Raw genomic sequence first — 21,130 nt, forward strand, 5'->3', positions numbered from 1 at the left:
TGATGATGATCATCATTTCTTTTATTCTTTTACACACATCTCCAGAAGAGGCATCCACAATCGCTTCAACTGCCCCCAGCTGATCGGGTAGCATGGCCGCATGACCCGCCCCGTGAGATCTGCGCCGCCTGACCGCGGGCACGACGAGCGCAATCTCGCCCGCCTCTCCCTGATCCTGGCCAACAACCGCGTTCCCAGCACGCTCACGACCTGGACGAAGGAATTCAAATCCAGCGGGGACCTCGGGACCAGCATCAGCGTCACCTGCACTGCCCCCCGGCACGACGTCGTGCCGCACGGCAGCGACAACGACATCCTCCTCGGCCTCGTGAACGCCTACATCGCCGCCGGGCAGCCCGAAAGCGGCCTGATGCGCCTCACCGCCTACCAGCTCCTGACGTTCTCCAGCCTCCCCAACGCGCAGCCGTACCACGACGAACTGATGCGGACCCTGAGCCGCCTGCAGGGCACCGTGTACCGCATCCGGGACAGCTGGTACGACAAGGACCAGTACCGCTACCGCGACATCAACACCAGCCTGATCCTGAAGTTCACCGTCCTTGACCGCGCGCACAACCCGGAGGCCTTCAAGAACCTCCGCGCCGAATCGCTGCTCGAAATCACGCTCGACAGCGACCTGACCGCCAGCATCCGCAGCGGCTTCATCCGCGCGCTGGACCTCACGGTCCTCAAGGCACTCAAACAGCCCCTCGCGCGGCTGCTGTTCCGCATCCTGAGCGAACAACACTGGCCCCACGACGCGCCGGCCAGCGTCACGAGCTTCCGCATCAACCTGCGCACCTGGGGGCAGCACCTGGGCATCCTCGACGACCGCGCCGACCGGATCCGCCGCACGCTCGAACCCGCCCACCAGCAACTCATCACCCAGGGCTTCCTCCAGGGCGTGGAGTACTTCGGGCGCGGCGCGGGACAGGACGTGCTGTACACCTTCCGGCCCCACACGGACGCCCTCCCGGCCGCCGTGGTGATCCCACCCGACCCCGCGACCACGCCACCGGCCGACCCGGCCACGACCGCGCTGCTGACCGCGCGCGGCGTGAGCCACCAGATCGCCCTCCAACTCGTCGCCGCTCACGGCCCGGCCAGCGTGCAACAGCGCGTCGCCAGGTTCGACGGCATGATCGCCAACGGGTACAAGGTCCGCAGCCGCCCGGGCCTTCTGGTCGACATCATCCAGCACCCCGAAAAGTACACCAGCGAAGCCGCTCCGCCGCCGCCCCCCGCCCGTCAGGCCAGCCCGGAACCCCTGCTGGAACCCGCCCGGACCCCCGCCGCCGCCCGGCTGTTCCTGGCGCCCCTAAAGCTCCCCAGCGTGCTGGAGCAGGTCGCCACGGACCTGTTCCTCGACCACCTCGTCACGACGCAGGACCTGCTCGACCTGCGAAGCGCGCCGGCACCAGAGCAGGTCATCCTGGCGTGGCAGGCGCGGGCGTCCGCGCCCTGAAGAAAGCCACCAGGACGGTCAGCACCCACCCCGTTCAATCCAGCGCGCTCAGCGCACGCAGCCTTGCTAGGCTGGGGCATGACGCTGCATCTCTTCTGGGATAATTCGAACATCTGGCTCAGCGGAAAGGACGTATCCAGCATGGTAGAACCGGGACACGAACTGGATTTCCGCATCCACTTCGCGCGTCTGCTCAGCGCAGTCAAGGCGCAGCGGCCTCTGGCGTCGGCCGTCGTCGCAGGTTCACTGCCACCCGACAACGACGCCCTGTGGGAAACATTCGACCGTCTCGGCGTCCGGGTCATCAAGCAGGAACGCGGGAACCAGACCGGCGGGGAAGTCGCAGTGGATGAAGTCCTTCAGCTCGCCATGGCGAACACGGTCCTCGATCACGCTCCCGGAACCATGCTGCTGCTGACAGGTGACGGGAGCGGCAGCACCCAGGGACAGGGCTTTCTCACGCAACTCCAGCGGGCGCGCAGGTACGGCTGGAACATCGAAGTGGCCAGCTGGGCCGCGTCATGCAACCGCTTCCTCAAGGAATACGCCCAGAAAGAAGGTCAGTTCATCCGCCTGGACGATCACTACGCCGACGTGACGTTCATCGCCAAAGGCCGTCCGGTCGGAGAGAAGCCCGGACGCGCCGCACCCGCCACGCCCTGAAGCACGCGGCGCAGGGCGCTTCACCGGAAGCCGCTGCGTGCGCTCTCCCCTCCCATGCGCCCACGTGTCGCCCAGCCGCACCTGCGGCCCGCGCCGGGCGCTTCCCGTGCCATGCTGCGCGGCATGAACAAACGCTTCGACACCGGCCCTGGCCACCCTGACGGCTTCCCGCTGCGCGATGTCCTGATTGTCGGTGGGGGCTTCGCGGGCCTGAGTGCGGCCCTGTACACCGCGCGCGGGTTGAAGTCGGGCGTGGTCATCTCCGGCGGGCCGAGCCGCAACGCGCCCAGTCCGCACGCGGGCGGGGTGTTCAGCCGCGACCGGCGCCCGCCGGGGGAGATCCTGGCGGCCGCGCGGGACGACCTGCGCCCCTACGACTTCCCGGTGATCGAGGCGGACGTGACTGCCCTGACCGGCCAGAACGGGGACTTCACGGCGACGCTCTCGACGGGTGAGACCGTGCGGGCCAGGAAGGTCATCCTGGCGACCGGGGTGCGGGACGTGCTGCCCGACACCCCAGCAGGCCTGCGCGAGCAGTGGGGACGGGGCGTGCACCACTGCCCGTACTGTTACGGCTGGGAACTGCGCGGCGGTCAGGTGGCGGTGCACCTGCCGGGCCTGAGTGGCGTGGGCGGCGTGCAGAGCGTGCTGTACCACCAGAAGCTCACGCGGGACGTGCTCGTCTGCGCGGACGGAGCAGCAGACCTGACGCCGGAGCAGCGCGGCCTGCTGCTGGAGCGCGGCGTGACGCTGATCGAGGAACCCCTGGTCCGCGTGGACGGCCGCGAGGGGGGCGGCGTGACCCTGACCTTCCAGAGCGGCCGGACGCTGGACCGGGACGTGCTGTACACGCACGGGCGCCGGGAACTCCGCGCGGATCTCGCCGAGGCACTGGGCTGCGAGGTCACCGCGAGCGGGATCACCGTGAACGCGCAGCAGATGACGACCGTGCCGGGCGTGTACGCCTGCGGGGACGTCACGAAGGGGAACCAGATCGCGTTCGCGGTGGCGGGCGGGGCGATGGCGGCCATGCAGGCGGCGTACGCGATCTTCTACGACACCCTGCCCGACGGAGCGCGGGCATGAAGCGACTGGTGTCCCACCTGCCACCCTGGCTGCGCGAAGCGGTCCGCTGGCAGCTGAACCGACACGCAGCGGACCGGCTCACCGTGGCTGAACTCGCCCTGCTGCTGGGTCTTCCCGCCGCGAAGGTCGCGCCGCACGCGCCGGACGGCCACCTGCTGCGGGCGGACGTGCTCGCCCTGCTCGAACCGCCCAGAGTGGCGCCCGTGGAGGGAACGCGGCGAGGGGCAAGCGGACCATGCGCCGCCTGCTGATGGACTGACGGGCAGCGGGCTTCCCTGCTCTCCTCAGCCTGGGGGCGGGCATACTGCGGGGCATGGCGGCTTCCCACGACCTCACCGCGCCGACAGGCGTGACGCCACTGCCGACCTTCACGGATCAGGCGCGCGGGGCGATCTTCTCGCAGCTGGGCCCGGCGCTGTCCGCCCTGAAGGACGTCCCGCAGGCGGCACGCTGGCCGCTCGTGGAGGCGCTGCTGGCGTTCCTGCCGCCCGTCTCCGCGCACGACGCCCAGCGGCCCCTGCTGACCATGGGGGCGCACCTGGACGCCTTGGGGCGCGTACTGCGGGGCGAGCCGGACAGTCCGCACGTTCCAGCGGCCGCGCAGGCCGCCGCGCGGGCGCACCTGCAGCGCCTGCGCGGGCCGGGCGTGCTGGACATGCCCCTCCAGACGCTGCTGCCCGCCGTGCGCGACATGGACGACCCGCTGGACCTGCACGAAATTGACGTTGAACTGGCCCGCTCGCGCCACACGCCCGAGGCGTACCGCATGACGGCCCTGGGCGTCACCATCTACGCCCTGCGCGAAGGGGAGCGCGCGGCCGACGCGCTGTACGCCGAGCGGGGCGTGCGCATCCCGCCGCAGTCCGGCACGCTCAGCGACCTGGCCGAAGTGGGGCGGCGCCCACTGAAGAACCGGGAACTCGAAGCGCTGCGGCTGCTGGAACGGGTGGTCCTGACCCTGGACGCGCAGGAACGCCAGGAGACCGACTGGGTGACGTGGTGGGGACTGGCGCGCGCCGCCCTGCGGGCCGGGCAGTCCAGCAGTCCCCTCCCCTGGCCCTGGTGACGGGCCGTCCTCCCCGCGCGGGGCCACGCTCCCCCAGGACCCGGAAGACACACCGTGGCGAGCGCGGGGCGCTCCCCCCGGCCCAGGTTAGGGTCCACACCTCCCCAGCTACTCACACCCCAGGAGTTCCCATGCCCACCAATTACCCAATCCGCCAGCCCACTGGGCAATACAGGAGCCTCATCCCCCGCCTCGTCAGCCGCGCCCTGAGCCTCGGCACGGAACTGCCCGTGATCCCCGGAGAGAGCCAACCGGACCATAGCGGTCCCGTGGTGCGCTTCGCCCCTCTCAAAGACCGGTACGGCGCGCACATCGGGTACCGGGTGCGCCTTCAGAGGGGCGACGCCATCCTCCACAGCCTGGACGTTCCCGACCTCCCCAAAAAGCGCGTCGACTGGATGCCCAACAACATCGGAACGCACGGTAGCTACGTCGGGAGGCCGAACCTAGATGCCCTGACCGCCGCCGCCCAGCAGGTCAGTATTCACGCCGAAGGAGTCATGACCTCCTAAGTACACTGCGTTTATCTTGTAGATAAACCGCGCGGAGCGCGTAGCAGAGGAAGTACGTTGAAGCGGGAATGGAGAGATTCCGGTGCCTTCCCGGAATCTCGCAATGTTAGCTTCGACGTACTTAGATCGTCGCGCCCCCATCACGGCGCCCGGCAGGAAATGCAGCGCGCCGCGCAGAACCTCCGGGCGACCCTGCTCGCCCAGGGCGCGTAAGCGAGCAGGGCCGTCCCACAAAGGAACTGACCATGATCTACGACACCCTGATCGGAGAAAGCGAAGCCGACCGCCGCCTGCGAGTCGAAGGCAAACACACGACGTTCGAAGAATCCCGCAACCTGCCGGAATCCCGCCCGACAGTGCAGGTTGAAACGACCGCCCCAGCTGGCCTGACCGTCGGCGAGATGGTCCGCACGCCGCCGTCCGGCGGACAGACCACCGGGTTCGTCGAGGGCACGGAAGTCGGCACCGGCCGGGCAGTCATCCGGTTTGTCGGCTGCAACGGCCATCTCAACGTGTTCGACCTGAGCGAGATCCAGAGCGCCCAGCCCCAGACGGATGAGCGGGAGAGCCTGCGGCGACTGGAACAGTACGACCGCGACTGGGATTAATGCAGCTGCAACTCACCTCGGGAGCCACCCATGACCCCAGCCTCCCCTGAAACGGCCCCCACCGCCCCCACCGCCCCCACGGTCTGGCCGTCCGGACCGTTCCCGCTCGCGGCGACCACCGGCGAAGCGCGGGACATCTGGCAGGCCATCAGCGGCGGCGCGGCGCTGGACCCGCACCGCGCGTTCCTGAAACGCCTCGTCGAGTACGCCCTGAGCGAACAGCGGTCCGGCGAGGACCTGTACGACCGCGTGACCGGCGACCTGGGCGACCTGCTGAGCCCCGAAGTACGCGACTCCGGCGCGGGGCGCGGCCAGATCGAGACGGAAATCCGTTTCGCGTGGCAGCAGCTCTGGGACGAGCAGCGGGAGCGGGCCGTCGCGGCCGCGCACGAGCGCCTGCGTCCCTATTTCGGCCAGCGGTTCGGCACGCTGATCTGGCTTGACGGCAAACGGCGCACCGGGTGCTTCGTCTGGGCGGTCGACGGCCTGCGAATCACCCTGGCCGGGCGGCGCGACCGGCGGCCGTTCAAACTCCAGACCGACGCGCGCGACATCGAGGACGCCCTGAAACGCACCCGGCAGCGCGAGGAGGACCTGGCCCGCACCCGCGAGGCCCGGCGGCACCCGGCGTCCTGAACGGGGCGTCTCCCAGACCCGTGGTTACTGAACCGGCACAGTTATTTCACCTTAAAGCATAGTATCGCAGCGGATAACCATACTATACCCATCAGAAATGCATTTATTATGGCAGGGTACGGAAAGTTTCGAATAATGATTGACACTTCCGGTGATTCTAAGTCGGCCAGCGCGATCACGTCCTTTCCTTTATCAGGCAAGTCAGAAATCCAACGGCATAATCCACTCCTGGCGCCGTCGCTGGTCTGATCTTCCCCGATTGTCACGCGATGGCTCTTATACGACTTGTCTTCAATGCTGTAAGCGTAGCGGAATATGCAGACGCGCTTCATTCGGTTTTCTGTTTCATCCAGATACTTAAAGTCCTGACGTTCCACCACGCGCGCAGGAACTGGCATGAAGTGAGCCGACTGTACATACAGTTGGTGTGTTACCACGGCTCCATAGACCGACATCAACAACACGGGCGTCATCGCCAGTACCACCATGATCAACACCATGCGCGGGGAAACCTTCATGGCCGACATCATCCTCCTAAAAAAGTGGCATCTGGACGACCAGAATCCAGAGCAGCTGAACGTCTGCGCCAACGCACAGTACATCGAAGCGGCTCAGAAACGCACCCAGCCGCGTCAGGAGGCCCTGGCCGCCGGGCGCGGCACCAGACCGGCCTGAATCGCGGCTTCCCCCAGACCTTCCCCCCTCTCCCGGCGGCGCGTCTTCCCTCAGCGGAACGCGCCGCCCGCATCAAGGAGTCCCCATGACCACCCCCACCACTCCGGCCCCTGAAACCATCCCGCCCGCCCGGCCGTCCGGACTGTACCCGCTCGGAACGGCCACCTGGGAAACCGCGAACCACTGGGACGCGATCCGGGGCGGCGGTCCGGCAGACCCGCACCGGGCGTACCTGAAACACCTCGTCGCGCAGGCGCTGCGTGCTGGGCTGAGGTACACCGACGACGTGCAGGCCCGCGTGATCGCCGAACTGGGCGACCTGCTGAACGACGAACTGCGGGCGCGCGGAACCCAGCGCGTCCACCGTTGACGGCAGGGTGCCCGCGACTTCAGTCGTGGGCACCCTGCCGTCTCGCCCGAAGGGCGACTGAAGCTGAAGCATCTTGATTTAGCCTACTACGTGTGACACCATTTTTATGTGGAAATTACGCTCACCGCTAAGCTCAAGCTGAAGCACACCCAGGAGCAGAAAGTTGCCCTGGATGCGTTCACCCTGAGCTATCGGGACGCGCTGAATCACACGGCCAAAGTGGCCTTCGACATGGGCAAGTCATCGAACGCCTCGAAGATTCAGAAGGAGGTCTACACCCATCTGCGTGAACACTTTGGGCTCAAGGCGCAGTCCGCCTGTTCGGTTCCTCGCCGGGTGGGCGCTTCGTTCAAACAGTTCTGGACGAAGCTCAAGGATCACCAGAAGAAGCAGGCGTTCCGCATGGAGGCCGGACTGAAGCCCCGCCGATTCAAGGGCTTCGATGCGCCGCCTAAGTTCGTTTCGCGCAGCCTGACGATGTTCTACAAGAAAGATTACTCCTTCAAGAAGAACCAGCAGGTCAGCGTGGACACCCTGAACAACCGCATCGTGATCCCCTACGAGGGATACGCCAAGCACCTCCAGCTCATCGTGGATGGTGCCAAAATCGGCTCAGGGACACTCTGGTATGACCGGCGGAAGAAGCAATATTACTTGCTTGTGGCGCTGACCGTGACCCTTCCCGATCCGCAGTCCGAGGATCACAAGCGGGTTGTGGGTGTGGATGTCGGCCAGCGGTACCACGCGGTTGTCTCGGATACCCAGGACAACTCTTTCTTCCAGAGCGGCAAGCAGGCCCGCCAAAGGAAGGAGCATTTCTCCCGCCTGCGTAAGAATCTTCAGCGTAAAGGCACCCGCTCCGCAACAAGGAAGCTCATTGAGCTTTCGGGCCGGGAAAGACGGTTTATCGCTGACTGGAACCACAAGTTGAGCCTTCGTATTCTTCGTCGCTTCCCCAATGCGTTCATCGGGCTTGAGGACTTGACGAATATCCGTGATCGCACCGAGGGACGTAGAACCCACAGGGCGAACAAGAAGTCCCGTGCCAACAAACGTCGCCGGAGTCAGTGGAGTTTTGCTGAGCTGCAAACATTCCTGGCTTACAAGGCCCCACTGAACGGTTGCATGACCGTAAAGGTGGACGCCCACTTCACGTCGCAGGCGTGTACCCAGTGCGGTCATACCAGCAAGGGGAATAGACCGGGCGCGGGACTGATGTTCAGGTGCGAGAGTTGCGGATACGAGGTGCATTCTGACCTCTTGGGTTCCAGAAACATAACGATGAGAACGCTGGTCATCCGGCAAGACTGGATGGTTACGGGGTACTTATCAACCACCCCTGATGTCTCGGACGCTGAAGCCAAAACTGCACGCCTCACGAGGTATGCGGGACTGCGGTGGAGTCCAGAGACAAACCCGCGACTTTAGTCGTGGGTAGTTGATGGCGGCGTGATCGGCATGGAAATCTATTATGCGCGGGAACTGCTGCGCCACGAGCAGGAGCAGCGGGACCTCGCGGCCGCGCATGAGCGCGTAAACCCCCAGCCCGGCCAGCGGCTCGGCGCCCTGATCTGGCATGACGGCAAGCGCAGCGTCGCCTGCGAGATCAGCCACGTCGACGGCCTGAGCGTCACCCTGATCGGCCGGCGCGGCTCGAAGCGGGTCACCGTCTGCGCCAACGCGCAGTACATCGAAGCGGCCCAGAAGAACACCCGGCAGCGGCAGGAGACCCTGACGGCCGGGCGCGGAGCCGGACTCTTCCCGGCGTTCTGAACCCGACCAGTCACCCAGGGAAGCAAGGGACGCTTCCCTGGGCCAGGGGAAGGTGACGGCCCCCCTCCCCCCTCCCGGCGTGCCTTCCCGGCCGCTGCCCCCCTTTCAGGAGTCCACCATGTCCAAGGTCACCCTTCCCGCCGCCCAGGTGCCCCGCGGAGCGCACCTGCACACCCCGCACGGCACGTTCACGGTCACGCGGTCCACGACGACCGCGCGGGCCGTGGTGCTGCGCACCGCCTGCCGCCAGTCCCTGGCGTTCGAAGCGGACCGCCCCGTGCAGGTCACCCTGCCCCACACTCCGGCTGCGGCCGCGCGTGGCGCCTGATGGGCACCACGACCGCGCACTTCCCCAGGGGCACGTCCATGCCCAGTTTCTTCTACGGCACGCTGGTCAGCCGGGAGGGCGGCATCGACCGCTACGAGAAGCCCTGGAGCGGCGGCGTGACCGTCACGGAGGTGGCCGCCAGCGCCCTGGTCGGCCGCGCGGAATTCTACGTGGTCATGCGGTACGGCAGCATGGGTCCGGTGCCGTTCAGCGGGTGGTTCGTCGCGGTGTACAAGGTAGGTTGGACCGGCCAGGAGCACGAGAACTTCTGGTACCGGGACCTGGACGAGTCCATGAACCCCCTCGAGGCCCGCGCCACGAAGGCCGTGCTCACGGCCGCCGAGCAGTACGCGCCACTGCCGCACCTGAGTCCCGAGGACGACGCGGCCGCCCGGCAGGCGAACGGGGAGTCCCGGCGGGCGGGGGTGTCGTACGAGGCGATGCACGCCGCGCGGGAGCGGCGGGACGCGCTCGACCCGGATTTCCAGACGCGCCGCTGGCGGGAACGCTGCTGGGAGCACGTCCGGCAGCGCGAGCGGGCCGCGCGGGTCCCCAGCGGCGCGACCGTGCAGTTCGCCCGAGGCATGACGTTCACGCGCGGCCCGGCGATGGACACGTTCACCCTCGTGCGGGTGGGGCGGCGCGTGCATTTCGAGGACAGCAGCGGGTACCACCGCTACCGCATCGCGGACTGGGAGACGATGGAGTACACCGTCCTGGCCGTCTGAAACGCCCGCGCACGCCCCTGAAGATCAACCCGGCAGGGACGGGGGCTGACCGGCCCTCTCCCCTGCCCTCTTTCCCCCTTTGGAGACCCCCATGAATCCATTCCTTTCCGGAGTTCTGCATGCTGTCCTTTCGTCAACGACCCGCGACTGAAGTCGCAGGCTTGTGACTCCCCTCAGCCTCAACTGCGGGGTGGGCCCCACCTTCGGCGTCATAGAGGGTCACGTCTTCAGCCTCTCGGCTGGGGATGGCTGACAAGCACCCCGAGAACTCCTGTTCCAACTTCCACTGCCACGCCTTCATCCCCACGTTCGTCGCCCCCACCACGTCCGCATGTCCACTCCACCCACAATTCACGCAGGCGAATCGTTCCCTGCCCTGAGGCCGGTTCTCCCGACTGACATGCGCACACCTCGGGCAGGTCTGCGACGTATACCGGGCATCTACCGCCGTCACCAGCGATCCGACCAGTGGGGCCTTGTAGGTCACCATGGCCCGCAGTGCCGCGTAGCTCCACGTGGACCTGACCCGGTTCACCTTCTTCTGCTTCATGGACGCCTTCGGGCGACTCCGGCGTTCGGTGCGTTCCCTAATGTGGGTGAGTTCTTCCATCCCGATCAGGGCGAGGGGATTGGCGTCAACGATCTGACGGGCAAGGACGTGGTTGCGCTGGGCCGTGAACCGTCTCTCCCGCGCGCTGATGGAAACGAGTCTCCGCTTCGCGCTCCGGGTGCCTTTGGCCTGCAACTTCGTCCTGAGATGCTGAACATGATCTGCCTTCTTCCGGTGACTGCTCCCTTCAAACATGGTGATCTTCCCGTGGCCAACCGGATCAATCACTTTCGTGACGGCGTGATAGCGCTGACCGACATCCACCCCGACCACCTGTTTAAGTTCACCGACCACCACCGGTTTCTCAACCGTGTAGGCGACCAGCAGATACCACTGCTTCTTTGGCCGGTCATACCAGAGTTTCGCGGCTCCGATCTCCGTATCCGGACGCTGGAGGTCTTCAAGGTGGGTGCTCCAACCGGCATACCCGAGGGTCATCCGGCCTTCCAGCGTCATCACGGAGACCTGACGCCCGGTCTTGAACGAGTAGTCCCGCCCATAGTGGTAGTCCAGGGTCAGAGCCTTGAAGACCGGGGCGTGGTCAAGACCCCGGTAAAGACGGGGAAGACGGCCCTTCCGGCCCACCTGCCCCTGAGCGGCCTTGAGTCGGGCCACCGATTGTTTGGTCATGGTCCAGAGTGTCTTATAGGCGGCGGAGACCGAATCACGCACGGAACAGGCCAGCTGGGAAGCCAGTCCGTAACGGGCGCGAATGTCGGCGTAACAGCCCTTGTGAATGGCGATGCCACTGGACGTTTTGCCGTGCGTGAAGGCCCACTGAGAGGCGTGGTTCTGCGCGTCCCGGTAGGCGGTCGTGACCGCGAGCAGTCGGCTGTGCTGTTCGGGAGAACAGCGCAGCTTCAGCTTGGCGGAGCGGACGATCTTCACAGTCATCATCGTGCATTAAGCTGCTTTGAAAGACAAGTCCCACCTGACGGCGGGACACTCGCTCCTCCCATGACTGAAGTCACGGGGGTCCGCGAGTGAACACCCTGAGCGCGGCGTGGGCGGTGACGCCCGCTTCCGCGGGAACTGCGCGCCGCAGGTGTACGAGTGGCTGATCCGCCAGAGCGGCGCGCGCAGCCTCATCGACCCGTGCTTCGGGAGCGGGACGAGTCTGGACGTGGCGCTGCGCCTGGGCCTGGACGCGCAGGGTTCGGACCTGAGCGTGGGCGCGTACCACCAGGGAGTCGCGTCGCGGCTGCGGGCGCGGGGCGCGCAGGTACGCCTCGGTCTGGACGCCAGTGCGCCCGGCTGGCCCGGGCACTTCCGAGCGGCGGACCTGGTGGTCGCGCACCCGGCGTACGGCACGCAACTGGCGTACCACGCTCGCCCGCGGCAAGTGACCCGAGGATTCGTTCTCAACAGCATGGACCTCAGAAAGTAATATAGGCTATACGCCTATTGCAGCTAATAGCTCTTGCAGTTTATAGGTGTTTAACCTACTGTGGCAATATGGATACCAATCTTCGGGTCAGAGAGGCGATGAAGGCGGCCGTACGCCGCCGGGGCCTCACACACGCACAACTCGCCTCTCGCCTGGGTATCAAACAACCCTCTGTCACGCAGCTTCTCAACGGTACATACGGCAAAATCCCGCAGTCTCTTCTGGAGGCGCTCGACGTCCTGGGCTTGGAGATCGCGGTGGTCGAATCACCCAACGCAGACGATGCAGAGACCGCACAAGCCAAAGCGGAAGCCATGAGCTTGCTCAGCGCGAACCCCTGGGGAAAGAAGCCGATGGGTCTGGATACACCCGTCAAGGTCAAGGGACCAGCCATTGAGGAGCTCCTGCATGATCACCGTGGACCTGACCTGTGACCAACGCCAGACACCTGCTGTACCTGGATACGTCGGCCATGATGAGGCTCTACACCGATGAACCGAAGCGCGATGACGTACTAACTGAGCAGGCAGCCGCCGGCGGAGTGATCGCCCATAGCATCACGTACGTGGAAATGCGGGCCGCGTTGGCCAGCAGGCGTGCACGCAAGTTGATGAGCGGAGCCGCCTACACGCAGGCGCTCAGGGCCTTTGAAAGAGACTGGGCAGCGGTCGCCAACATAGCCGTGAACGAGGATCTCCTCAAGCAGGCTGGGGATCTCGCCGAACGACACCAGCTCCGGGCTTATGACGCGGTCCACCTGGCGGCGGCAGTGAAGATTGCACCACTAGGGATTCGATTCATGACGTTCGATCAAAAGCTTCAAGATGTGGCAGATGCAATGTTGCCAGGGAAGGTATGGCGTGGCTGAGAGGCAAGAACCACACGCAACCAGAATTGGACCTATCACGCTCTTCACCGAAGCAGCGCCGCCCCTTCCAAGTATTCAAGTACAAGCACAGGTGGTTGCTGATTTCTTCTTGGCCATTGAGATTCATGGTGGATATAGAGGCGAGAAACTTAATGCGTTTTTAGAACCACTACGTCAACTTCGAGCCGGTAACATTGACGCGGTTTACAAACAATACTCGTCACACGAAGTCGAAATTGCAAAATCGAAACCCGAGTTTAAGGAGGGCCGAGAAGCTCATATCATATATGACGAGTACTCGATAGAATTTCGCCAATTACCAGTGGAAAAGCAACTGGAAAAACATTTCCTTAATGCTCGCGCACAAATGTGGGGAATGGAAAATAGCATACCAGTTCTCTGGTCCGAATGGAACAATTATAGGAAAAGCGTAAAAGTTTCACAGAAAAGAATGTTGCCCAAATTATTGATTGAACCTAAAAATAAGCGTAGATCAGCAGGTCTTCATGGCAGCTTACTTTCTTGGACTGCCGTAAATTTGCCTGAGCGCACTTCCATCGAAATCAGCAGCTTAGCTAGCACCCTCTTGAAGGAAATGTTCCTTTCCGACAGGATTGCATTACCTGCACATCATCATCTTCCTGTGCAGCTTCCTGAACGCATTCCACTTTGGGCCTGGCAGGATGGCTTGCGTACTATGATTCCCTACTGGTGGGAATTGAAAGAATCATCAGAATCAGGAAGAGAACAGCATGATGAGGCTACCGACTACCCAGCACACCTACGGAGAATGTTGTCGGCCCCGCCCTACGCCCTGATTGACCGTGCAAGCCGTGACGGTCGAAACTGGAAATACAACCCTTTGGAGGAGGTATTCCCTTACTTCGAGGACGGTCGAACAGCGGGTATCCGACTGACTTACGAGACGCTGAACTTTCGTGGCCAGGATGTGCAGGTAGCCGCGAAAGCCGCTGTGGAACAGGTTAACCGGTTGGATGATCGAACCGCCGACGTCTGGCGTGTGATTCTCTGGAAAGCGGCCGAGAAAGGTGTCGGCAATACCAACGTCTATACGCGTATCCACATCGACACGCGTGAGGTTGCGCAGTTGCTGGGCTACAAAAAACACCACAAAGGGGGTATGAAGCCAGAGCACCTGCTCGAAGTTCATAACGCCCTGGAACACCTCGAACGCATGAAGATCTACCTGACACCTGACGTCAAGGGCACCCTTGAGCAGGACGCGGGTCAGACGAAAGGTAAACGGAAGTCCAAACAGTTGGTCAAAGCCCGCGAGGAGAAGGTCATCTCCGTGATGGCCCGCGAAATTGACCGTAACTTACTGGGTCAGGAGTGCCATATGGTCTGGGAGCTGGCTCTTGGCGACTGGGCACGTTTCTTCCCTCGGAGTTACTCCCCCATGTTTAAGGCACTGGTCGAGCTTCCCAACCGCAGTGGGGTCCACCGTTGGGCCAAACGCATTGGGACGGAGCTGGTGCTGCTCTACCGGCAGGATGCACGTGGACCTGCAGTCAAGCGTCTGAAGTGGAGCACCATTCTCGATCGCGCCGGGCTGATGCGCGAAATCGAGGAGCTCAGACGCTCCCCCAACCGCAGTCGGATCACGAAGTATGCAGAAGGCGCGATGGACGCCTTGAAAGAGATTGGTGTGGTTCAGGATTGGCGTATTGACCCGGATGCTCTGGCTCGTATCAATGACGGCCTGGGTAAGCCTGGAAATTTCGAAACGTGGCTGGACGCCATGGTTGAAATCACAGCGCCGCAGGAAGTTCTCGGAATCCTCGACACCATCACCGCTCCGAAGAAGAAGGCCTAACACCCCCCTCCAGGTGAATCACTCCCCCCCCTCCAGGTGAATCACTCCCCCCCCTCCAGGTGAATCACTCCTCTTTTTTTTCACTGTCTCAGACGACGAATTCAGCTTCTTTTTTTTCCTAACTAGATTTAACTAAATCTAACCGGGCAAGCTGCCCCGCAGTAGCGGGCAGCTGCTTGAAACAATAAAAAGCAGATCCGCAGTGCTTCACCCTGGCAGGCTTCACTGCGGACACTCACCCCCTGCCCTATAGGGCAGAAAGCGAGGACATTTTGACAGGACCGGTTACACGCCGTACGAACACACTTCACCAGGCAGGTCTCGAGGCGATCGCTCGTGGTTGGAGTGTGCTGCCCGTGCAGGTGGAAGGCGAGTGGGCCAAGAGACCTGCGTACGTGCTGGTTGAGACTGGCCACAAAGAAGAACGTGATGGTAAAAGCGTCCCTGCCTGGAAAGGTCTTCAGATCGTCCCACCCACGGAGAAGGATCTTGCCATCTGGTTCGCGAAAAAAGCAGGTAAAGGGCTGGCTGTCGTTACTGGCGCTGTGTCAAGTCTGATCATCTTGGATTTCGATGGGCCAGACGGTGAAAAACTGCGTCAGCAACTGGGTTTACCTGTACACGTCCGCACTGGGAGTGGTGGGAGCCACGTTTATTTCGAGCATCCAGGTTGGCCAGTCGCCACGCTGAACAGCAAGGCGAAGCACGAACTTGGCCAGCGCTGGACCGGCCTCGACATCCGTGGTGACGGCGGCTATGCCATCATCCCTCCCAGCGTCAATCCCAGTGGACCGTACACATGGGAAAGTGCACCCGGCGATGTCCTGCCACTGAGCCGTCTCCCAGACGATCTCCGCGCGTTCCTCGGCCTGCTGGAACCTCCGAAACGGCCTGAGCCGCGCCCGGCCGCGACGGTCACGTCCTACCAGGGCAGCCGTCAGGATGGTCAGGGGCGGCCTCCTGGTGAACTGCTCGTTGGTCGCGCCCTCGACCGGGTGAATAGCGGCGAGGGACGGAACAACGCCGGCATGTGGCTGGCCACGCAACTGCGCGACAACGGATACAGCCGCGGGGAAGCGCAGGCCGTCATGCGGGATTACGCCGCGCAGGTTCCTGTGCAGGACGCGCATGGACGCCACGATCCGTACAGTGAGAGCGAAGCGGCTGCCACGCTGGCCAGCGCCTACAGTCGACCCTCACGGGAACCCTGGGAGGATCGCCGGACCCTAAGCACATCCACTCCAGCCGCAAACAGAGGGGACGTGCGTGACGTGACGTTGCCTGACACGTTCGACGTGGCCGGACCGGTTCCGGTTGAACCCATCGGTGAAACCGGCACAGGCCCAGTCATCCTGACTGGGGACAATGCCTTCCAGCAGGTGGCAGCTGCACTTCAGGTCCGGAACGTCGACGGCGTCGTGGCCCGGCGGGCTCTCTCTGCTGAGGAAGTTCAACGGCTCGTGGCCGATCGCCGCGCTCTGTTCGTCCTGAATCCCAGCGGCGCGCAGGAGCGGGCGTTCGATGCTGCCGGGGTTGAGTGGTACCCGCTGCAAGACCTCCAGATCAGGCAGAACCCTGAGACTCTGAACCAGGCGCTCACCGAGGCCATGACTACCGCCTGGGAGGCCAGTCTTCAGGGCAGTGTGCCCTTCCTGGAGCGTGACCTGTTGGCGCTGGCGGACGCCCGACTGAACCGTGGTGGGCACACCTACCCCACTGGTCTTGCTGCATTCGACGAGGCAATCGGTGGGGGTTTTTACGACGGTCTGCACGTGCTGGGTGGCGTGACTGGCGGCGGGAAAACAGCCCTGGCCCTGGCGGTCGCACAGTTCAACGCCCAGGCGGGACGGCCCGTGCTGTACGTAACGTACGAGCAGAGCCGCTACGAGTTGTGGGGCCGCGTGATCAGTAGTAACACCGGTGTGCCTCTCCGGCAGTTGCGGACCGGTGGAACAGCGGACCGGCCTGTCAGTGGACAGCTGCGTACGAACGAGCGGTACCAGGAACTCACGCGTAGCGTGGCGCCACACTTCACGGTCATCGAGGGCGATGGCTTTGAAGGGGGAGCCTGGGGAACTGACCGCATTGCTGCCCAGGTGCGGCGCATGAAGGCCGCATATGGCGCCGCGCCGTTAGTGATCCTCGATTACCTCCAGCGGATGCCAAGCGGGAGTGATAAGGAGAAGCGCCATCAGATCGACGAGGTGGTGATGGGTCTGCAGGTGCGCCTCGGCCGTGAACTGAACACGCCGGTACTCCTGATCAGCAGCGTCGGGCGTGGGAAGTACGGCGAACTGGTCACCGCACCGCTCGAGGAGCGGCTGGGTGTGTTCAAGGAATCTGGCGGCGTGGAGTACACCGCGTATACAGCCTCTCTGCTGTACCCGCTGGGCTCCACTCACATCCAGGCGCTGGGGCTCGAAGATCCACCGGCGACAGGTAGCAGCCGCGCCGCGCTCAAAGGTCTGTGGAAGTACCTCGTGCTTGACTTAGCGAAGAACCGCGAGGGCGAAGCGCCCCGGCAGTGGGTTGTGCGCTGGTACCCCGCTACTGGAAAGTTCGAGTTGATTCAGTCGATTGATCCCGAACAACTGAACGATTTGCCCCCTTCAAGCGGGCGGCGCAGCAGGTAGAACGACGCGTCCGGGCTTCCAGGTGGGCCTGGACGCGTCTTTTTGCAGGTGTGCCAGCCTGTAGCGGCATCCGGTTCGCCATGCAGGCATGACTCCCAGACTGCCCCCGCGCCCACCCGCCCTGGCGCATCAGCCTCCGTCTGCACCGTCGGGTCGCTCCTCCTACCTGATGGGATCGCCTGGGCAGTGCTGTATGCCCGCACGCTGGAGATTCCCAGGCACACCGCCACGCACGGCCGGTTCCGGTCTCTCCTTTCCCTTTGGTGTCCGGACCGTATGGGGACTGGCCCTCAACCAGGCTCGGGACCGCGGTCTGCTCGAACTCACGCCCGCCGGCCGTCAGCACATAGAACACGTTCTCGCTCAACTCACCTCAGGAGGAACCCCATCATGACCAAGCTCTCCAGTACTTATTTCGAAATTACTGACCTCATCGATCATCTGCTCACGGACACCAGTAATCTCACGACTGAGAAGGTTTCCGAGCTGGAGCAGATACATGCGGAGATCACCCGACTTGACCAGGGCGGCGCCCCCACCCAGTACTCCCAGGAAGCTCTAGCCACTGGACTCCGGTATGTGCGATACCAGACTGCCGACGGTAAACCCCAGCCCATCGAGGTCGCAGACGAAGAGCTCCAAGATGCGTGGGAATACTTTCACAAACTTGCGTTCGGGTCGACGATCTGCGCTGCTCATCCCGGCGTCGAACGCCTCATCTCGAACCTCGTGTCGGGTGTTCTCCCCCGCAACGCACACGAATTGAAACTGCTTCTCGAACTCCGCGTAACGCACTCCCGCCTCGGCACAAACCTCGGGTCATCCACGCTCCCGAACTGACCAACTTGAGCGTGTGCGTACTCGCATAAGGTGCCAGCATGCGGCATGACGAAGTACCCTGGCACCCGCCCCACAAACGACGACGTGATCGCGGTACTGGGCATCCTGGACGGATACGTCGACCAGTTAGAAGCTGAGGACCCAGCAGAACAGATGGCAAACCGGACATACCGCCGTTTGAACTGGGGGGTTGCGGCTCTACTCGTCAGTGACCTTCTTCTGACCTTCTGGCAAGCACTTTCGATCAACAAAGTCGTGCAGGCCATACCGTATTACGAGGCGTTGTACGCAGTGCTGCTCCTTCTCGCCATCTCCGTGAGCATCTTCGCCAACGTGCGAATGTATCGGTCACAGGGTCATCTGCTGCGCGCGCTGCGAGAGCCGCGGCGTGCGCTACTCAACAACCTGAAAGAACGCCTTGCTATCGAAGACCAGAAGGTGACGGAACTTCTGACCCACACTCTGGCGACGCTGATGTTCACGCGCTCCCGTCTCCTCCAGGCGAGCGACACGCACAAAGAACGATCGGAGGCAACGTTCGGCGCAGCCGGCAGACTCGGACTCTTCCCCAGCGTCCTCGCCGCCGGCGCCGCACTCATCCCACTCGTCAAAGGCGGCCCCCTCTGGGCACAAGCCCTCGCCATCGTCGTTACCATCCTGATCGTGCTGAACCAGAACACGGCCACAACCCTACACATGGGACTCGCGGACACCAAGCTCATGCTCGGACTCCTCGACCGCGCCATCGCTATCAAAGAAGAAGACCGCACCACCACCAGCCCGCAGCCCACCCCCGCCCACGCGTGAAGATGAAAAGAACGGAGCCGCCTACGGTAAGATTTAGGTCTTTGCTTCGATGCCAACGCTTGGTAGCAAATTATTTTGACTAATCAATAAATCTAAATGCTAAACTAGGGAAAGTTACTCGAAAAGTATGGATTTCGCGCTAAAAACTACTGAAGGTGAAAAAATACTATTGGTGATAAATGGCTTACTATCAGGTAGGAGTCGATCTCTTTCGCTGTGTGATTTAATTAATTGCCGTACTATTTTATTTAAATGGCGTGCGAATTCTTCAGAATACCCTGTTTCTAAGATGTCCTTGATAACTTGCCGTGTATATGAAGGGCCATGAATAACAAATGCATGCTCCAGTAAACTATAAGTAATCACCTGAATTGATGCTTGATCGTCTGCCTCGCTGCCGAACCCCTTCTCAAGCATGGCGGAAATCGCTGCTCGGAACGTCAAACGACCGTGACCCATAATCGCGCTGAACGCGTAATAGAACTCAGGTTCATTGAACGGTCGGGTGTCGGGCGTCGCATATGATCCCAGTGCATACCACGCTACTGGATGTGTGGCGTCTATATTAAAGATGTACGCGGCTGCTGCTTCGTATGAGGGTAGGTCAAGGTGTTCGCTGTGTGGAGGAAGTGTCGACAGATCTTGCTCCATCAAACCGAGCACGTCAACAAGCAAGGAAAGATACGTTTCAAGCAACATGACTTCTGGCGGCTTAGGCGTAAGTGTCTGCAGGTTGGAGGCATGCATTCTCGCTTGGCGATATTGCCCCTGTCTTATTCGGGCCCAGCAAAGTAGGTATTCAGCTTCTGCATCATGCGGTGCTTCAGGTCGAGTCAAGGCCGTAATGCATATGTCGGGGTGCCCGGCGCGCAAAGCTGCGTGGCCAAGTTCCGTTAACGTACGACCGACAAATGTGAGATTCGGATCGTTAAGCTGAAAGGATTCGAGGATCTCGCGCACTTGATCGTGATCTCCCGATGCTTGTGACAGCATCAATAAATTAAATCGAGTGAATTCACCAGGAGCATCCTCAAAGGCGCGTCGTCTCAACTGACTTAATGTCTCGCGTGCTGGAGCACGCAGGTTGAACCATCGCAACTGCGCAATAGCCATAAGATTAAAGGCGGCGGGCGAATCAAGTGCCTGGTCTTCCAATATCGCTAACACAGGTCCAAAATCGAATTCTGGGCGAAACAGAGCGTCAATACGGCGGAAATCTGCTTGATCTGCGTACTCATCTTGCAAGAATAGGGCATACAGTGCTAGGGAATAAGAAGCGGCAGTGATCTGCGTAAGGGTGTGTAGACCGACGAGCATTTCGACGAAAGCGGCCTCGAAGCCCCGCGTGAGCGGTACTGAAAGGCGACGTACGCCCGGGATATCTAGTGTCACGGCATCTTCATCTACGCGTACGATGATGGGAGAATCGTCGTCCAACCCAACACGGCCGGAGAAGGTGTGCTCAAGACGCTCAACGACCGCTTGGGCGTCAATACAGGCACGTACATTCCCCTCTACGCGAATAGCAAGTATTCCTGACGCTCGTGATTGCACAATGTTCTGAATTGCACGAGCAGAACGCTTGAATTCACCTTGTGTCCTATCGTTCAGTAGATCATGATCATCAAAGGTCAGCTTGTGGCGTGTTTGAGTACGTTCGAAGCTCTGGAGTCCGAGTATCCATGCGTATAACAAGCGATTTGAGGTAACAGTGTATTTTGTAACGAGAACTGGTACGTTGAGATTCGCATAGTAGTTTGCTGTCGCATCCTCGAAGTATTTGACCGGTTGAGCGGCAGGCTCGTTATGAGAGCTCTTGCTTTGGACAAAGAAGACAAAAGCGTCCGCAAATTCGTCGGTAAATGTTTCTATTTTTGCATCGAGGCCGTAATCTTGTGTAACACTTTCGAAAGCCCAGCCAAGGCCAGTAAAGAAATCTGATAAGGCAATCATACCGCGATCGCCCGTGACGTGTTGGGAAGGCCTTCTAGGCATGGGAATCTGTCTCTTTCCGTTTTTTGACATGGCTTTCCTGATAGATTTGGTATATCTATTATGAATCGTAAGGATTTCTTTGGATCGCTAGGATACTTATAAATTAAACGCATGTTAAGTGTATTAGTTTGCGGGATATACATCTTCTGGTTTAGCCAAAATAGCATCTAGGTGAGGTCTCAGCAGAATCATTTTTTGAATGCGTCATGTAAAAATATAGTAGCACTTGATTATCAGTTGTGT

24 protein-coding genes are annotated in these 21,130 nt (G+C 61.8%); 21 read left to right on the plus strand and 3 right to left on the minus strand.

The window, feature by feature from the left end; translation table 11 throughout:
• Positions 1 to 100: 100 nt before the first annotated feature.
• The 8 genes from IEY70_RS15640 to IEY70_RS15675 all read left to right on the plus strand — a co-directional run bounded on the left by IEY70_RS15640 (position 101) and on the right by IEY70_RS15675 (position 6,036).
• Positions 101 to 1,465, plus strand: coding sequence for a replication initiator protein A (locus IEY70_RS15640; RefSeq protein ID WP_189065961.1), 1,365 nt, complete (start codon positions 101 to 103; stop codon positions 1,463 to 1,465).
• Between the two features lie 78 nt (positions 1,466 to 1,543).
• Complete coding sequence (locus IEY70_RS15645; RefSeq protein WP_189065962.1) at positions 1,544 to 2,128, plus strand: NYN domain-containing protein; 585 nt, start codon at positions 1,544 to 1,546, stop codon at positions 2,126 to 2,128.
• Between the two features lie 54 nt (positions 2,129 to 2,182).
• The gene (locus tag IEY70_RS15650; RefSeq protein ID WP_229777976.1) at positions 2,183 to 3,214 is read left to right on the plus strand and encodes an NAD(P)/FAD-dependent oxidoreductase; all 1,032 of its coding nucleotides are present in this window, start codon (positions 2,183 to 2,185) and stop codon (positions 3,212 to 3,214) included.
• Positions 3,211 to 3,465, plus strand: a complete 255-nt coding sequence (locus tag IEY70_RS15655; protein ID WP_189065963.1) for a hypothetical protein — start codon at positions 3,211 to 3,213, stop codon at positions 3,463 to 3,465. Before IEY70_RS15650 ends, IEY70_RS15655 begins: the two co-directional genes overlap by 4 nt.
• A 62-nt stretch (positions 3,466 to 3,527) precedes the next feature.
• The gene (locus IEY70_RS15660; RefSeq protein ID WP_189065964.1) at positions 3,528 to 4,280 is read left to right on the plus strand and encodes a hypothetical protein; all 753 of its coding nucleotides are present in this window, start codon (positions 3,528 to 3,530) and stop codon (positions 4,278 to 4,280) included.
• A gap of 131 nt (positions 4,281 to 4,411) precedes the next feature.
• Positions 4,412 to 4,792: a hypothetical protein gene (locus IEY70_RS15665; RefSeq protein WP_189065965.1), complete on the plus strand. Its 381-nt coding sequence runs from the start codon at positions 4,412 to 4,414 to the stop codon at positions 4,790 to 4,792.
• Positions 4,793 to 5,037: 245 nt separating this feature from the next.
• Positions 5,038 to 5,400, plus strand: a complete 363-nt coding sequence (locus IEY70_RS15670; protein ID WP_189065966.1) for a hypothetical protein — start codon at positions 5,038 to 5,040, stop codon at positions 5,398 to 5,400.
• A 30-nt stretch (positions 5,401 to 5,430) separates the two neighbouring features.
• A complete protein-coding gene (locus IEY70_RS15675) occupies positions 5,431 to 6,036 on the plus strand; it encodes a hypothetical protein (protein WP_189065967.1) in 606 nt (201 codons plus the stop codon).
• Positions 6,037 to 6,077: 41 nt separating this feature from the next.
• Here IEY70_RS15675 and IEY70_RS15680 read toward each other — a convergent pair whose 3' ends face one another.
• On the minus strand, positions 6,078 to 6,554 hold the full coding sequence (locus tag IEY70_RS15680) for a hypothetical protein (protein WP_189065968.1): 477 nt from the start codon (positions 6,552 to 6,554) through the stop codon (positions 6,078 to 6,080).
• Here IEY70_RS15680 and IEY70_RS15685 point away from each other — a divergent pair.
• The 6 genes from IEY70_RS15685 (at position 6,535) to IEY70_RS15710 (ending at position 9,910) form a co-directional block, all read left to right on the plus strand.
• Positions 6,535 to 6,711, plus strand: coding sequence for a hypothetical protein (locus IEY70_RS15685; protein ID WP_189065969.1), 177 nt, complete (start codon positions 6,535 to 6,537; stop codon positions 6,709 to 6,711). The genes IEY70_RS15680 and IEY70_RS15685 overlap by 20 nt on opposite strands.
• Positions 6,712 to 6,796: 85 nt before the next feature.
• Positions 6,797 to 7,081, plus strand: coding sequence for a hypothetical protein (locus IEY70_RS15690; protein WP_189065970.1), 285 nt, complete (start codon positions 6,797 to 6,799; stop codon positions 7,079 to 7,081).
• A gap of 108 nt (positions 7,082 to 7,189) precedes the next feature.
• A complete protein-coding gene (locus tag IEY70_RS15695; RefSeq protein WP_189065971.1) occupies positions 7,190 to 8,509 on the plus strand; it encodes an RNA-guided endonuclease InsQ/TnpB family protein in 1,320 nt (439 codons plus the stop codon).
• Between the two features lie 30 nt (positions 8,510 to 8,539).
• The gene (locus IEY70_RS15700; RefSeq protein WP_189065972.1) at positions 8,540 to 8,854 is read left to right on the plus strand and encodes a hypothetical protein; all 315 of its coding nucleotides are present in this window, start codon (positions 8,540 to 8,542) and stop codon (positions 8,852 to 8,854) included.
• Positions 8,855 to 8,972: 118 nt separating this feature from the next.
• A complete protein-coding gene (locus IEY70_RS15705; protein ID WP_189065973.1) occupies positions 8,973 to 9,182 on the plus strand; it encodes a hypothetical protein in 210 nt (69 codons plus the stop codon).
• Positions 9,182 to 9,910: a DUF6927 domain-containing protein gene (locus tag IEY70_RS15710; RefSeq protein WP_189065974.1), complete on the plus strand. Its 729-nt coding sequence runs from the start codon at positions 9,182 to 9,184 to the stop codon at positions 9,908 to 9,910. The genes IEY70_RS15705 and IEY70_RS15710 overlap by 1 nt, the downstream gene beginning before the upstream one ends.
• Positions 9,911 to 10,043: 133 nt before the next feature.
• On the opposite strand, the gene IEY70_RS15715 is transcribed toward IEY70_RS15710, so the two are convergent.
• Positions 10,044 to 11,408, minus strand: coding sequence for an RNA-guided endonuclease InsQ/TnpB family protein (locus IEY70_RS15715; protein ID WP_189065975.1), 1,365 nt, complete (start codon positions 11,406 to 11,408; stop codon positions 10,044 to 10,046).
• Positions 11,409 to 11,523: 115 nt separating this feature from the next.
• Between IEY70_RS15715 and IEY70_RS15720 the strand changes: the two genes are divergently transcribed.
• From IEY70_RS15720 to IEY70_RS15750, 7 genes are all read left to right on the plus strand, one after another.
• A complete protein-coding gene (locus tag IEY70_RS15720; protein WP_189065976.1) occupies positions 11,524 to 11,907 on the plus strand; it encodes a TRM11 family methyltransferase in 384 nt (127 codons plus the stop codon).
• A gap of 68 nt (positions 11,908 to 11,975) precedes the next feature.
• Entirely contained in the window at positions 11,976 to 12,341 is a 366-nt protein-coding gene (locus tag IEY70_RS15725; protein ID WP_189065977.1) for an XRE family transcriptional regulator, read from the plus strand.
• Positions 12,338 to 12,775, plus strand: coding sequence for a type II toxin-antitoxin system VapC family toxin (locus IEY70_RS15730; RefSeq protein WP_229777978.1), 438 nt, complete (start codon positions 12,338 to 12,340; stop codon positions 12,773 to 12,775). The genes IEY70_RS15725 and IEY70_RS15730 overlap by 4 nt, the downstream gene beginning before the upstream one ends.
• Entirely contained in the window at positions 12,768 to 14,612 is a 1,845-nt protein-coding gene (locus tag IEY70_RS15735) for a hypothetical protein (RefSeq protein WP_189065978.1), read from the plus strand. Before IEY70_RS15730 ends, IEY70_RS15735 begins: the two co-directional genes overlap by 8 nt.
• Positions 14,613 to 14,884: 272 nt before the next feature.
• Positions 14,885 to 17,245, plus strand: coding sequence for a bifunctional DNA primase/polymerase (locus IEY70_RS15740; protein WP_268243922.1), 2,361 nt, complete (start codon positions 14,885 to 14,887; stop codon positions 17,243 to 17,245).
• Positions 17,246 to 17,635: 390 nt separating this feature from the next.
• A complete protein-coding gene (locus IEY70_RS15745) occupies positions 17,636 to 18,085 on the plus strand; it encodes a hypothetical protein (RefSeq protein ID WP_189065980.1) in 450 nt (149 codons plus the stop codon).
• A gap of 45 nt (positions 18,086 to 18,130) precedes the next feature.
• Positions 18,131 to 18,892: a hypothetical protein gene (locus IEY70_RS15750; protein ID WP_189065981.1), complete on the plus strand. Its 762-nt coding sequence runs from the start codon at positions 18,131 to 18,133 to the stop codon at positions 18,890 to 18,892.
• A gap of 114 nt (positions 18,893 to 19,006) precedes the next feature.
• Here the strand turns inward: IEY70_RS15750 and IEY70_RS15755 are convergent, their stop codons facing one another.
• A complete protein-coding gene (locus tag IEY70_RS15755; RefSeq protein ID WP_189065982.1) occupies positions 19,007 to 20,917 on the minus strand; it encodes a DUF4365 domain-containing protein in 1,911 nt (636 codons plus the stop codon).
• Positions 20,918 to 21,130 lie beyond the last annotated feature (213 nt).

Source organism: Deinococcus seoulensis, assembly GCF_014648115.1.
In the GTDB taxonomy this organism is placed as follows: domain Bacteria; phylum Deinococcota; class Deinococci; order Deinococcales; family Deinococcaceae; genus Deinococcus; species Deinococcus seoulensis.